Genomic DNA, 13,828 nt, shown 5'->3' with positions numbered 1-13,828 from the left:
CATGGACACGACGATCGATATCCTGGCGCCAATCGAGCAGGAGGGCACCAAAGCCGTCGTCCGGAACTGGCTGAAGCAGGTGGGAGACAGGGTCGCCGAGGGCGACGCGCTTGTCGAACTGGAAACCGACAAGGTCACCCAGGAGGTTCCCGCACCCTGCGACGGCATCCTGACCGAAATCGGCATGCGCAATGGCGACGACGCGGCGCCGGGTTCGATACTCGGCCGCATGTCCGCCCAAGAGGAACCCGCTCGTCCCATGCCCGCAGAACAGTCCCTCCCCGATCAAGCCGGCGTGCACTACTCGCCGGCGGTGCGCCGCGCCGCGGCCGAATACGGCATCGCCCCTTCCACGGTCAGCGGCACCGGAAAAGGCGGCCGCGTCACGCGGGCGGATATGGACCTTGCGCATGAACAGGAGACCGGTTCCTCGGGCTCCGCTCCGGTCGCCACGGCATCGATCCCCTCGGCCCAGGGCGATCTTTCGCGAAAGGTCCCGCATACGGCCATGCGCCTCGCCATTGCCGACCACATGCATCGCTCGCTTGCGACCGCGCCCCAGGTGACCGCCGTCTTCGAAGCGGATTTCACGGCGATCATGCGCCACCGGGATGCCCACAAGGCCCTCATGAAGGCGGAAGGCGTCAACCTGTCCTATACGGCCTATATCGTGGCGGCCTCTGTCGCGGCGATGCGGGTCGTCCCCGAGGTCAACAGCCGGTGGCACGCCGACAGCCTGGAGATCTTCGGCGACGTCAATATCGGGATCGGCACCGCGCTGGGCGACAAGGGGCTGGTGGTGCCGGTGCTCCGCGGGGCGCAGAACCTCTCGCTCCAGGGCATTGCGGCGCGCGTGCAGGACATGACGGCCCGCGCCCGCGGCAACAGGCTGAAGGCGGAGGACCTGAAAGGCGGCACCTTCACGATCTCCAACCACGGCGTTTCCGGCTCTCTTCTGGCCGCGCCGATCATCATCAACCAGCCGCAGTCGGCCATACTCGGCGTGGGCAAGCTGGAAAAGCGGGTCGTGGTCCGCGAGGTGGACGGGGTCGACACGATCCAGATCCGGCCGATGGCCTATGTGTCCCTGACCATCGACCACCGCGCGCTCGACGGCCACCAGACGAACGCCTGGCTCGGCGATTTCGTGAAAACGCTGGAGACCTGGCCCCGATGACGGCGACGTTTGATTTCGACGTGCTCGTCATCGGCGGCGGCCCGGGCGGCTATGCCTGCGCGATCCGCGCGGCGCAGCTCGGCCTTGCGACCGCCTGCGTCGATGCGCGCGACACCCTCGGCGGCACCTGCCTCAACGTCGGCTGCATCCCCTCCAAGGCGCTGCTGACGGCCTCCCGCCACTATCACGCAATGGCCCGCGGCGACTGGTCGAGCTACGGCATCGCTGCTGAGAACGTGTCGCTCGACCTTTCAAGGATGATGGCCGCGAAGGATGAAACCGTGCACGGCCTGACGAGGGGCATCGACTTCCTCTTCGGGAAGCACAAGGTCCAGCGGCTGCACGGACGGGCGACGTTTTCAGGACCGGACCGCGTGTCGATCGCCGGCAGGGAATTCACGGCAAGGTCCATCGTGATCGCGACGGGCTCCGACCCCTCGCCCTTTCCCTCCGTCGAGGTCGACAACGCGGGCGGTGTCGTCGTCGATTCTACCGGGGCCTTGGCGTTGAAGGGCGTTCCGGGGAAGATGGTCGTGATCGGCGGCGGCGTCATCGGCCTGGAACTGGGCTCGGTCTGGAGCCGGCTCGGCTCGCAGGTCGTCGTCCTCGAATATCTCGACGATATCCTTCCCGGCATGGACCGCGACGTCCGTACCCAGATGCGGCAGCTCCTGCGCAGGCAGGGCCTCGATATCCGGGCCTCCGTTCAGGTGCGGGCGGTCGAACGGAACGGTGCGTCCGCGACGGTCACGCTTGAAACCGGCGGTGCGCTGGAAACGATCCCGGCGGACACGGTGCTGGTCGCGACCGGGCGCCGGCCGAACACGACCGGGCTCCGCCTGGGAGCCGCCGGCATCGAGACCGACGAACGGGGCTTCATACCGGTCGATCATGCGGCGAAGACCGCGGCGAGCGGCATCTACGCGATCGGAGACGTCACGAAGGGTCCGATGCTGGCCCATCGCGCCGAGGATGAGGGTATCGCCCTTGCCGAACGCCTCGCAGGCATCCCGCGCGCCGTTAGTCACAGCATCGTCCCGGCGGTCGTCTACACCGATCCCGAGGCCGCCGGCGTCGGGCTGACGGAGGAAGCGGCAAAGGCCGCCCGACGCCCGTTCCGTGTCTCGACGTTCCCGATGGCCGCAAACGGCCGGGCCAAGGCGAACCGCGAGACCGACGGCTTCGTGAAGATCATCGCCGACGAGAAGACCGACGTGATCCTCGGCGCACATATCGTCGCTTCCCTTGCGGGAACGATGATCGCCCAGATCGCCCAGGCCATGGAATTCGGCGCGACGGCGGAAGACGTCGCCTATACCTGCCACGCCCACCCCACGCACAGCGAGGCGATCAAGGAAGCGGCCATGGGGATAAGGGGGCGTCCGATCCACGCCTGATGCGACCGGGCCGGGCGACCCTGTCTCCGGCAGCGAAAAGGTTCTACAATGAGCGCGAACTGGAGCCCCAAACCTGTGCACGATCCGAAGAAGAAGGTCGTAGAGGGCAAGCGCGTCAAGCGCGGCGCCCTCTCGATGATGATCCGCCCGGCCTCGCATGACGAGGTCGAGGAAACGACGCCCCCGCCGCGCGCGGCCGCAGCGCGTGGTCCAGGCGGCGAGACGCTGGCGATCGCGGTCGGGAAGGAGATCAAGAGCCTGCGCCTGAGCCTCAGCATGGCGGCAAACCAGCTCGCCGAGGCCGCGGGCCTGTCGAACGGCATGCTGTCCAAGATCGAGCGGGGCTCGACGACGCCGTCCTTTGCGACGCTCGTGGCCATTTCCAACGCCCTGAAGGTTCCCGTCGCCCGCCTGTTCGCAAGCCACGAGCAGCGCGCGGACTATTCGCTCGTCCGCGCCGGGAAAGGCATCTCGGTCCATCGGCGCGGCTCCAAGATCGGCCTGGACTACGAGCTTCTCGGCCACCTCCTGTCCGGCGAGAAATATGTCGAACCCTATCTCGTCACCTTGAGCAGCGAATCGAGCACCAGCCCCGGCTTCCAGCACACGGGGATCGAGTTCATGTATATCCTGCAAGGCTCCATGGTCTATCGCTATGCCGACGCGATCGTGGAGTTGCGGCCGGGCGACACGATGGTCTTCGACGCGAATTCCATCCACGGCCACGAGCGGCTGATCGAGACCCCCGTGAAATACCTCTCAGTGGTTTTCAATCTCCGTGCCTGACACGGCCGGGGTCGCCGCCGGCCCCGGCATCCCACCCGCCGTGCCGGTCCGCAGCCCGGCGAGCCGCTGCGCGAGCCTTGCGGTCAGGACGACGGAGACGATGGCGACGCCGATCGACAGGCCGAGATAGACGCCGTTTCCGCCGAGGCCCGCGACATTGGCCAGCACCAGCGACGCCGGGAAACCGAAGGCCCAGTAGCCCATCAGAACCAGCAGCAGCGGAACGACGGTATCCGACAGTCCGCGAAGGACATGCGAAACGATCCCCTGCAGCGCATCGAAGATCTGCATGACCGCGACGATATGGAGGAAGACGATCGCCGTCGCGACGACCGGCTGGTTTTCCGGCAGCGTCCTGTCGAGGAACAGCGAGATGAAGGCGACCGGAAACAGGGCATAGAGCAGCCCCACGCCTGCCGCGATAACCAGCCCGAGGGCGATGGCGGAAAGGCACGCGCGCGTGACGGCGGCAAGGCTCCCCGCGCCATAGGCCCACCCGACCCGCACCATCGCCGCAATGCCGATTCCCGTCGGAATCGCGAATGCGAGGCCGTTCAACTGCCCGGACAAGGCGTAGGCGGCAAGCACCGTCTCGCCCTGATGCCCCATCAGCAGCGAACTGGCGCTGAAGAACGCGACTTCGAGCAGGATCGCCCCGCCGATCGGAAAGCCGATCCAGGCGAGCGCCTTCAAGGCTGCCGTGTCGAGGCGCACCGCGCCGCTGTATGCCGATACCGAGGCCATCCGGGGACTGAGCGCGATATACAGCATGAGCACCACCGCGACGGCGGCATTCGAGATCGCCGTCGCATAGCCGATCCCGGGCAGCCCCAGCCCGGCGAGCCCCCAAAAATCCGCGACGATGAAAGAGCAGAGCACGAAGTTCAGCGCAGCGCCCGCGATCAGCGTCGCCAGCGCGAAATGCGTCAGGCCGTGCGCGGCAAGGAAGTTTCGCGCCACGAGCGTCAGCATGTACGAGGGCAGCACCAGGCACAGGGTCGCCGCGTACTGGCCGGCAACGGGCACGAGGCCCGCATCCTGCCGAAGGAAAGCCAGCGCGGCGTCGGCATGGTAAAGCAGCGGCACCGAAACCGCCGAGAGAAGGGCGCAGAGCCAAAGCCCCTGCTGGAAATAGACGCGCCCGCCGGACGTGTCGCCGGACCCGATGGCCTGTGCGGTCAGCGGCGCCACGGCCGTCAGAACGCCACCGAAACACAGCATCAGCGGATTGACCACGGCCAAGGCCAGCGTTCCCGCCGCCAGCTCCCGGGCTCCGAGGTGCCCCATCATGACGACGTTGACGATCACGATCAGCCGCTGGGACACCTGGCCGAGGATCAGCGGCCAGGACAGCGCCAATGTCGACCTGAACTCGGCAGGCCACGACGGCACGGGAACGGGCGATCGAGCATTCATGGTATTTCAATCCGCATTCGGCGTGACGCCGGGGCGAAACGCGCCCTCTGGAGACTGTCAGGTTCATTCTGAACCAGATAGACTCCAGGTTTCTTTGTTTTCGTTTGTCAGGGAAAACCGGTTCCCACTTTTCCCTGACAAACTCTAGTATCGCCGCGGATAGGAGCCCAGCACTCTCAAGCCCTCCGCACTCGCAAGCCGGGCGATGGCGGGGTGGGAGACGACGTGGCCTTCCACGTCGATGACATACTGATGGGCGTCGAGGCGTTCGCCGGTCGGCCGCTCGTAGATGTTGAGAAGGGTCAGGCCCTCCCGGACGAGAGCGGCGAGGATCGCATGCAGCGCCCCTTCGTCCGCCCGCAGGTGGAGCGTCGTCCGGTCGTGGCCCGTCGGCGCGGGCGTCGCCCTTGCGAGGACCCACCATCGCGTGACGTTGTGAAGCCCCTCTTCTATGCCCGTGCGCAGTTCCTTAAGATCGAAGAGCCGGGCGCCCAGCCCCGGCCCGAAGGCGGCGAGCAAGGGGGAATTCTGCTCGGCGACATAGGCCGTCGCGCCGGCGCGGACCTCGCGCTCGACATTCGGCATGTTCGCGTCGATCCATGCACCGACCTCATCGAGGGCAACGGAATGTCCCATGACCGTGCGGATCGAGGCGAACGTCGCCTCCTTGCCGGCGATCAGGCTGTAGCTGAGGATTTTCGGATATTCCGCGATGATTTTCACATCGCCCAGCGCCAGGACATTGTCGAGATAGGGCGTCGCGCCCACCAGCGACGTGGTGACCGGAACGCATATCGCGTCGACCGCGCCCGCCGCATAGGCCTCGAACAGGCCTTCCGTGAAGGGCAGCAGCCTGACGCCGCCGCGGAAGAGATCCAGCGCCGCCTGGTGCGTCCATGTCCCTTCCGGCCCGATATAGCCGACGGTCTCGATGCCCGTGATGTCCGCTATCGCCGGCGGCTCGATGGTGGCGTCCATGCATGAACCCTGTCTTCTCGGCATCATTGCCTGCGAAAGGGTTATCCAAGCCGTGCGCGCGCTTCAATCGCACCGAAAAAATTTTACTGTCATGAAATTCCGGCACGGCGGGCGGGCACCGTCCGCGCGGAACGGGACCTTCTTCATCCCGGACGCCGTCACGCTTCCCGCGTGGGAACCTAGTCCACGAACACCCGGCCGTCGAAGAGCTTGCGCGCTGTGCGCAGGAAGGAGCACTCCCCGAGGCCGCCCGGCGCGCTTGCGTCGAGCCGCAGGAGGATTTCCATGTTGCCGGTCGGATGCTCAACGGCGACGGTCTTGGCGTCTCCTTCCGGAAGCCTCGCGAGGGCGGCGGCGGGGCTTTCGGGGAACATGCAGGCCGTCGCCACGCTGAGCGCGCCGAAGACCCCGATGGACGCATGCACGCGGTGGGGAATGAAGCTGCGCGTCATGATGGCGCCGCCCCCTGTCGGGGAAGCGACGAGCGTCATCTTGGGCACGGACTTGCTCGTCACGTCGCCGAGATTCATCAGGGGGCCGGCGGCAAGCCGGATGCGCTCGATGCGCGCCTTCGCGGCCTCGTTCGCCTCCAGTTCCGCGCGGCTCTCATAGCCCGTGAGGCCGAAATCCGCAGCGCGCATCACGACGACCGGCATGCCGTTGTCGATCAGCGTACAGGTGACGCCGTCGATCTGCGTTGCGGCCGAACCGGTCGGCAGCAGGGCACCGCAGCTCGAACCCGCGGCATCCGTGAAGGCGAGGTAGACGGGCGCCGAGGTGCCGGGCACGCCGTCGATGCGCGCCTCGCCGGCATAGACGGGCCGGCCGTCCTTCGTGCGGATGCGCGCCACGGCGGATTGCGCCGTGTTCTCCATGTAGATGCGGATGGCGGTCTCGCCCTCCCCGGCCGGCACCAGCCCGCGCTCGACGGCGAAGGCGCCGACACCGGCGAGGATGTTGCCGCAGTTCTGGCTGTCGCTGACGAGCGCCTGGTCGACGAAGACCTGCAGGAACAGGAAATCCACGTCGAAACCCGGCCGCGCCGAGGCCCGCACCACCGCGACCTTGCTGGTCAGGGGATCCGCCCCGCCGATGCCGTCGATCTGGCGGGGGTCGGGCGAGCCCATGACGCGCAGGAGGAGCCGGTCGCGCTCCGCCGGGTCCGGCGGCAGGTCGTCGGCGAGGAAATAGGCCCCCTTCGACGTGCCGCCTCTCATCATCATGCAGGGGATGCCATCCGCCGTCATGTCCGTCACTCCTATCCGTCAGGGGTATATGCGGCCGGAGCGGTGCCGCTCCGACGTCGAGGATTGTGGTAAATCCGGAGCGCGTCCGGTCAGGGAAGCGGCAGCTCCAGCAGCTTGCCGAACAGTCCCCAGGCGATCAGCCAGAAGCCGGCGCCCGTCGCGACCGCCCGCACCAGCGGCTTCTCGCCGGGAAAGAGCAGCGTCGCCACGCCCGTGCCGACGCCGAGGCAAAGGGCAAGCCCCATCCAGTTCGCACTGAGCACCACCGCGACGAAGAGGCCGAGCAGGCCGGCCACGCGCGCCACGTCGATCGTCTCGCTCGACCCGCCGAGATCGGTGCCGCGCAGCACCTGCACGAGATAGACCGCCGAGACGACGAGGCCGAAGCCGGACACTTCCATGGGCAGCGAGCCCGGCCCGACATCGCCGCGCGAATGACCGGCCGGAAGCGCGAGGCTCATGGCGAGAAAGCCGGCATTCCACGCCAGGCAGATGCAGGCCGCCACGAGGTTCTGCCGGAAGTGCCGGCGGGGCGCCTCTCCCCCCGATGCGGGGGAGAGGTTCGAGCCCGGAACAGCCGAAGCCTGGTTGGTCATTGGGCGTATCCATTCGCTTTCAGGAATTCGAGCTGGTTGGCGAGATCGCTTTCAGCACGCTTGGTGAACTCCTCCTCGTTCCAGTCGGGGCTGTCCTGGAACTGCTCGGTCTGGAACTTCTTCCAGTCCTCGGAGGCCGTGACCTTGTCCACCGCGGCCTGGATCGTGCCGACGACGTCGTCCGGCGTTCCCGCCTTCACGGCGATGCCGCGCCAGACCGCGCCCTCGATGTCGTAGCCGAGTTCCTTGAAGGTCGGCACGTCGGGCAGGAAGTCGCTGCGCGTGTCGGTGGAGATGCCGAGCAGCTTGATGTCGCCGTTCTTGACCTGCGCCAGGCCGGTCGACGGCGTCATCATCGCGGCATCGATATGCTTGCCGAGCAGGGCGAGCGTGACCTTGCCGGATGCGTCATGCGGGATCCAGCCGCTCTCGAAGCCGCCCGCCTTCATCAGCTGGTAGAGCATGTACTGGTGGAAGCCGCCGGGCGCGTGGCCGCCGACCTTCAGCCCGCTCGGATTTTCCTTCATGTGTTTCACGAAGTCGTCGACCGACGTGTAGGGGCTGTCGGACAGGACGGCCAGCGAGGACGGCTCCGACTGCATGGCGCGCAGCATGCGGAAGTCCTTGAGCTCGAAGGGAATGAGGCCCTGGGCGATGCCGAAGGTCAGCGTTCCCGTGAAGACGAGGATGTTGTAGCCGTCGGCCGGCTGGGTCATGATCTGCGAGACGCCGACGGCGCCGCTGCCGCCAGGCCGGTTGTCGACCTTCACGCTCCAGCCCGCTTCCTTTTCCAGGAGTTCGGCGAGCTTGCGGCCATAGGTGTCGAGCGCCCCTCCGGCACCCGCCCAGACCACGAGCGTCACGGACTTTTCCGGAAAACCGGCCGCCGCGGCAGGGGCCGGCAGCGCGACGCTCGACAGCGCGAGCGCCAGTCCCAGGGCCGCACCCGCCATGCGTGTGCCGAATGTTCTTCTGTTGATCGTCATGTCTTCTCCTCCAGTTGATAGGCTGTCTAGCGCGCCGCGCCGTTCACCGTTTCGTCGGGCCGGCGCATGCGGCGTGCCTGGACCCAGCGCCACACCGGCGTCAGCAGGCTGACGAGGCTGAGGACGAGGAACAGCAGGCTGACGGGATCGGTGATGAAAATCGTATAGTCGCCCTGCGAAGACACCAGCGCGGTCCGGTAGTTCGATTCCACGAGATAGCCGAGCACCATGGCAAGGATGATCGGTGCGACCGGGAAGCGCAGCTTCTTCATGAGATAGCCGACGACGCCGAAGCCGAGCATCAGGTAGACGTCGAACATCAGGTTGCGAATGGCGAAGGCGCCGAGGACGGCAAAGGCCATGATGCCGACGGCGATCACCGCATCGGGCAGGCGCATCACCCGCGCCATCAGGGGCAGGAACAGCGAGCCCGCGGCATATTGCACCAGCGACGCGATGATCGTGCCGAAGAGGATCGAATAGACCAGCGAGGGCGCCTCGGTGAAGAGCTGGGGGCCCGGATGCAGGCCGTGCATGATCAGCGCGCCGACCATGATGGCGGTGGTGGGCGAGCCCGGCACGCCGAGGGCGAGCAGCGGGACGAGCGCACCGCCGACCGTCGCGTTGTTGGAGGCTTCCGGGGCCGCGATGCCGTTGGCCGAGCCGTGGCCGTACTCCTCCGGATGCGGATCGCGCGCCCGGGCATAGTCCCGTGCCACCCAGCAGGCGATGTTGCCGCCGACGCCGGGCAGGATGCCGAGCAGCGTGCCGATGACCGAGCCCGACAGCATGGAGCGCCAGGTCTCCTTCCACAGCGCCATGGACATGAAGACATGGCCGACCTTGTCCTTGATCGGCGGCGCCGCGATCACCCGGCTTTCGATCATGACGAGGGCTTCGGAGACGGCGAAGAGGCCGATGAGCGCGGCAAGGAACGGAACGCCCTCGTAAAGCTCGAACAGGCCGAAGGTGAAGCGCGGCGTGCCGGCGATGGGATCGATGCCGATCGTCGCGAGCGCGAGCCCGAAGGCCGCGCAGACGAGGCCCTTTACCAGCGAGCCGCCGGAAAGCGCCGCGACCGAGCTGAGGCCGAAGACGCCGACGGCGAAATAACCCGCCGGGCCGAACTTCAGGGCGAGCGAGGCGAGCGGCATGGCCAGAAGCAGGAGCGCCAGCCCGCCGAAGACGCCGCCGACGGTCGAGGCGGTCAGCGAGATCGAGATCGCCTCGTTGGCCCTGCCCTTGCGCGCCATGGCATAGCCGTCGATGGCGGTGGCGGCCGCCGCCGCCGTTCCGGGCGTCGAAAGCAGGATCGCGCTGATCGACCCGCCATATTCGGCCGAGGTGTAGAGCGAGATCATCATCAGCATGCTCAGCTCGGGGCCGAGATTGTAGGTGAAGGGGATGAGAAGGCTCAGCCCGATCGACGGGCCGAGGCCCGGCAGCGCGCCGATGACGATGCCGAGCAGGGCACCGGCAACGAGCGCGGCGAGGCCCGAAAGGCTGAAGATGACGCCGAGCGACTGGAGAATACCGTCCATCTCACAGATCCTTTGCCATGCGGCGTGCCATCACCGGCACGAAACCGCGATATCCGTCGGCCACGGCTAGGCCCTGGTCCTTCATCGCCGCGTGGGCGGCAGCGATGGTCCTGCAGGCGGCCCGCGACATGGAGGCTTCGAGGCCGAGCGATTCGATCGTCTCGGCCGCCTCGGTCATCTCGGTCACGCGGCGCGCGCCATGCTCGAAGGTTCGCGACAGGTAGTAGTCGGCCACCTGCCGCCAGTCGAGCCCGGGAAAGGTCTCCTGCACGGAATCGAGGATGCGCTCGGTCACGCCCGCACGCTCGGCCGAGGAGAGCGCCTCGATCAAAAGCGCCTCCACACCCTTGATCATCACCGAGCGGATCATCTTCAGCGACGAGGCCTGGCCGGGCACGTCCCCGACGACCTCCAGGTTCATGCCGAGCGCGTTCAGCCGCTCGGCCGCCTCGCCCGCCCGCGCGCCGGCGACGAGGATCGGCACCTTCTCCGCATAGGGCGGGACACGGGCCATGACGGCCCCTTCGACGAAGCTTCCCCTGCCGGTCGCGATTTCCCCGGCGGCGAGCGCCTTGGTGTCGGGGCCGACGGAGTTGAGATCGATGAAGATCGCCCGGTCCGAAAGGTGCGGCGCAGCCGAGGCCGCCACGGCCCGCGTCGCCGAGCCCACGACGAGCGACAGGATGACGTCCGCCGCGGCGATGCCGGCGATGTCGCCGAGCGGTTCCACGCCGCGCTGCGCGGCCCTCTCGCGCAGGCCGGCGGACACCGCGGGATCGGCAAAGCGCAGGTCGTAGGCGGCGAGCCTTGCCGCATTGCGGCCGGCAAGGCCGCCGGCGATGGACTGCGCCGCCTCGCCGAAGCCGATGAAAGCAATCGTGGTCATTCGTCCTCCCTTGCGGAAAAAGGTCCTCCCCCTTTCCCGGCTTCGATCAATCGATGTAAGTCAACCCCTTGGCGGCCAGCGCCTCGCGCATCTTGTAGATATCGAGGCCGAGTTCGCCGGCGGCGAGCCGTGCGCGGGTCTGCTGCTCCTTGTCGAGCCGCGCCCGCGAGGCCTGAAGCGCCTTCTCCGCCTCCGCCTTCTGCACGACCATCACCCCGTCGTCATCGGCGACGATGACGTCGCCGGGCGCGATCGCGGCGCCGGCGCAGACGATCGGAACGTTGACGGAACCGAGCGTCGCCTTGACCGTGCCCTGCGCGGACACGAAACGCGACCAGACGGGAAAGCCCATCGTCTCAAGCTCCGCGACGTCGCGAACGCCGGCCTCGATCACCAGGCCGCGCACGCCGCGCGCCTTGAGCGACGTGGCGAGCAGTTCGCCGAAATAGCCGGCATCGCATAGCGAGGTCGGGGCGACGACGAGAATGTCGCCCTCCCGGCACTGCTCCACGGCGACATGGATCATCCAGTTGTCCGCCGGCGGGATCGAGACCGTCACGGCCGTGCCGGCGATCCGCGCGCCGCGCCAGACGGGACGCATGTGGGAGCGCATCAGGCCGACGCGCCCCATGGCTTCGTGCACCGTCGCCGCGCCGCATTCGGCAAGGCCGTCTACGATAGCGAGCGGTGCCCGTTCGATGTTGCGATAGACGACGCTCATGCCAGGGCTCCATGGCCGAGCGTGCCCGTCACATGCGGGAACACCGCCTCATAGGCCTCGCCGTGGACGATCTTGTGGTCGGAATTGCGCGAGGCCTGCACGCCGCGCTGGAGGGCGACGCGGGTATAATATTCCCAGAGATGTTCCTGCCCTTCCATGCACTTGATCGCCGCCAGCTTCTTCTCCCAGTCCGCGCTGATGTCGAGAAGGAAATTGGGCTTCCAGTTGCATTGTTCGGGCTGGTGCGGCTCGAAGAGATAGACGGGCGGCGCGCCGAGCACCGGGACTTCGGGCTTGTGGCCATGGGCCTGCGCGATGACCCGCGCATGCTGGGCGAACTCGGTCGCCATCGGATGGTCGAAATTGTACGGGTCCTGCCGGGAATGCGTCAGCATGAATTCCGGGCGGAGCGCCCGATAGAGGTCGACCAGCCGGTCGAAGGCCTCCGGCGTGACCTGCATGGGGTAGTCGCCGAGATCGTAGAACTGGATCTCGTGGACGCCGAGCGCCCGGGCCGCGTTTTCCGCCTCGCGGCGGCGGTCCGCCTTCACGGCCTCAAGCGTCATGCCGGGCTTGCGCCAGAGCTTCGCCGATTCCCCCCTTTCCCCGAACGACAGGCAGACGACCGTGACGTCGTAGCCCTGCCGCGCATGCGCCGCGATCGCGCCGCCGGCCCTCCAGACAAAATCCGCCGAATGAGCGCTGACGACGAGTCCGGTCTTGTTCTGCATGTCCATGCTCCTCACATTTTCGAGGGGACACTGGCACCGATCGGGTGTCCGGTGCTAATACGAAAGCTGCACCCCGTTATAGCTTTTTGCGAATCCGTTTTGGGAACCCCCATGATCGCCACCGGCCTGAACCTTCGCCATCTGCGCGCCTTCATGCAGGTCTGCGAGACGGGCAGCCTCAACCGCGCCGCCGCGGAACTGAACGTCTCCCAGCCCTCCGTCACCGTGGCGCTGGCCGGCATCGAGGCGCGCTTCGGCGCAAAACTCCTCGAACGCTATGCCGCCGGCAGCCAGCCGACTTCGGCCGGCGCGGTGCTTCTCGCCCGGCTGCGCCGCATGGACGACCAACTCGCCGCCGCGCTCGGCCAGGCGCTCGGCGCCGGCTTCCAGCGCGACCCGGCCCTGATGTCCAAGACGCTGGCCCGCATCGGCTTTCGCCAGATCGAGGCGCTGATCGCGCTTTCCGGCAGCAGCTCCATAACGGAAGCCGCCCGCAGCGGCGGCGGCTCGCCGGCGGCGCTGCACCGGGTCCTGCATGAATTGCAGGCGAATGTCGGCAAGGCGATCCTCATGCGCGGCCCGAGCGGCGTGGCGCCGAACGCGGTCGGGCACCGGCTTGCCATGCGGTGGCGCGTCGCCCTGACCGAACTCGAACAGGCGGTCGACGAATTGCGGGAGCTCGAAGGCCGCATGGAGGGGCGCATCAAGATCGCCAGCCTGCCGCTTGCCCGCACCCTGCTGCTCGCCCGCGCGATCAACCCGCTGCTGGCGGCCCATCCGAATGCCCGGATCGAGATCGCCGACGGCTCCTACGACCTCCTCTCCCAGCAATTGCGCATCGGGGCGAGCGACATCCTCATCGGCGCGCTGCGCTCGGGGAGCGATCTTGCCGGCCTGAGGACGGAGGCGCTGTTCAACGATCCCTATGCTATCGTCGGCCGGCCCGGCCATCCGCTTGTGGCGCGCGACGCGGCCGCCTCGCTCGACGACCTTGCCGGACAGGAATGGGTGGCGCAGCGGCCGGGAACGCCCATCCGCGCCGCATTCGACGCCCTGTTCGAGAAATGTCCCGTTGCTCCGCGCGCCAGCATCGAGACGAGTTCCCTCGTCCTCACGCGCGCCATCATCCTGGAGAGCGACCGCCTCTCCATGCTTTCCCGCCGGCAGATCGCGATCGAGGAACGGGAGGGCCTGTTGAAATGCGTGCCGATCGCAGACGACGTGCGCCACCGCCTCGGCACGCGGACGATCGGCATCACCATGCGCGAAAACTGGCTGCCGAGCGGGCTGCAGTCCCGCTTTCTGGAGCAATTGCGATTGCAGCCCCATCGACCCGGGTTCTGAGCCCGCGTTTCGGGCTGCCGAT

At 67.4% G+C, this 13,828-nt stretch carries 13 protein-coding genes; 4 read left to right on the top strand and 9 right to left on the bottom strand.

The features are described from left to right. The first annotated feature begins 1 nt into the window (after position 1). From AB3G45_RS14020 to AB3G45_RS14010, 3 genes are read left to right on the top strand one after another with little or no spacing between them, the layout of a single operon-like run. Positions 2-1,177 carry a dihydrolipoamide acetyltransferase family protein gene (locus tag AB3G45_RS14020; RefSeq protein WP_367831145.1) on the top strand — a complete coding sequence of 392 codons (1,176 nt, stop codon included), beginning with the start codon at positions 2-4 and terminating at the stop codon, positions 1,175-1,177. Further along, positions 1,174-2,574: a dihydrolipoyl dehydrogenase gene (gene lpdA / locus AB3G45_RS14015; protein ID WP_367831144.1), complete on the top strand. Its 1,401-nt coding sequence runs from the start codon at positions 1,174-1,176 to the stop codon at positions 2,572-2,574. The genes AB3G45_RS14020 and lpdA overlap by 4 nt, the downstream gene beginning before the upstream one ends. Positions 2,575-2,622: 48 nt before the next feature. Further along, positions 2,623-3,360, top strand: coding sequence for a helix-turn-helix domain-containing protein (locus tag AB3G45_RS14010; protein WP_367831143.1), 738 nt, complete (start codon positions 2,623-2,625; stop codon positions 3,358-3,360). Here AB3G45_RS14010 and AB3G45_RS14005 read toward each other — a convergent pair. From AB3G45_RS14005 to AB3G45_RS13965, 9 genes are all read right to left on the bottom strand, one after another. Next, entirely contained in the window at positions 3,334-4,776 is a 1,443-nt protein-coding gene (locus AB3G45_RS14005; RefSeq protein ID WP_367831142.1) for an MATE family efflux transporter, read from the bottom strand. The two genes, AB3G45_RS14010 and AB3G45_RS14005, sit on opposite strands and share 27 nt — an antisense overlap. 144 nt (positions 4,777-4,920) lie before the next feature. After that, positions 4,921-5,754, bottom strand: a complete 834-nt coding sequence (locus tag AB3G45_RS14000; RefSeq protein WP_367831141.1) for a prephenate dehydratase — start codon at positions 5,752-5,754, stop codon at positions 4,921-4,923. A 179-nt stretch (positions 5,755-5,933) separates the two neighbouring features. Beyond that, positions 5,934-7,001 (bottom strand): 4-oxalomesaconate tautomerase, encoded by a 1,068-nt coding sequence (locus tag AB3G45_RS13995; protein ID WP_367831140.1) that lies wholly within the window; start codon positions 6,999-7,001, stop codon positions 5,934-5,936. A gap of 89 nt (positions 7,002-7,090) precedes the next feature. Beyond that, complete coding sequence (locus AB3G45_RS13990) at positions 7,091-7,597, bottom strand: tripartite tricarboxylate transporter TctB family protein (RefSeq protein WP_367831139.1); 507 nt, start codon at positions 7,595-7,597, stop codon at positions 7,091-7,093. Beyond that, positions 7,594-8,583: a tripartite tricarboxylate transporter substrate binding protein gene (locus AB3G45_RS13985; RefSeq protein WP_367831138.1), complete on the bottom strand. Its 990-nt coding sequence runs from the start codon at positions 8,581-8,583 to the stop codon at positions 7,594-7,596. Before AB3G45_RS13985 ends, AB3G45_RS13990 begins: the two co-directional genes overlap by 4 nt. Before the next feature lie 26 nt (positions 8,584-8,609). Further along, the gene (locus AB3G45_RS13980; protein ID WP_367831137.1) at positions 8,610-10,124 is read right to left on the bottom strand and encodes a tripartite tricarboxylate transporter permease; all 1,515 of its coding nucleotides are present in this window, start codon (positions 10,122-10,124) and stop codon (positions 8,610-8,612) included. A gap of 1 nt (position 10,125) precedes the next feature. Next, positions 10,126-11,010: a DUF1932 domain-containing protein gene (locus AB3G45_RS13975; RefSeq protein WP_367831136.1), complete on the bottom strand. Its 885-nt coding sequence runs from the start codon at positions 11,008-11,010 to the stop codon at positions 10,126-10,128. Between the two features lie 46 nt (positions 11,011-11,056). Continuing rightward, the gene (locus tag AB3G45_RS13970) at positions 11,057-11,731 is read right to left on the bottom strand and encodes a 4-carboxy-4-hydroxy-2-oxoadipate aldolase/oxaloacetate decarboxylase (protein ID WP_367831135.1); all 675 of its coding nucleotides are present in this window, start codon (positions 11,729-11,731) and stop codon (positions 11,057-11,059) included. Beyond that, positions 11,728-12,462: a PIG-L deacetylase family protein gene (locus tag AB3G45_RS13965; RefSeq protein WP_367831134.1), complete on the bottom strand. Its 735-nt coding sequence runs from the start codon at positions 12,460-12,462 to the stop codon at positions 11,728-11,730. The genes AB3G45_RS13970 and AB3G45_RS13965 overlap by 4 nt, the downstream gene beginning before the upstream one ends. A gap of 111 nt (positions 12,463-12,573) precedes the next feature. Between AB3G45_RS13965 and AB3G45_RS13960 the strand changes: the two genes are divergently transcribed. Beyond that, positions 12,574-13,806 (top strand): LysR substrate-binding domain-containing protein, encoded by a 1,233-nt coding sequence (locus AB3G45_RS13960; protein WP_367831133.1) that lies wholly within the window; start codon positions 12,574-12,576, stop codon positions 13,804-13,806. Positions 13,807-13,828 lie beyond the last annotated feature (22 nt).

The organism is Shinella sp. S4-D37 (assembly GCF_040812195.1).
Lineage (GTDB): Bacteria > Pseudomonadota > Alphaproteobacteria > Rhizobiales > Rhizobiaceae > Shinella.
The sequence above is the reverse complement of the archived record's forward strand: the minus strand, read 5'-3'. Positions and strand labels throughout refer to the sequence as shown.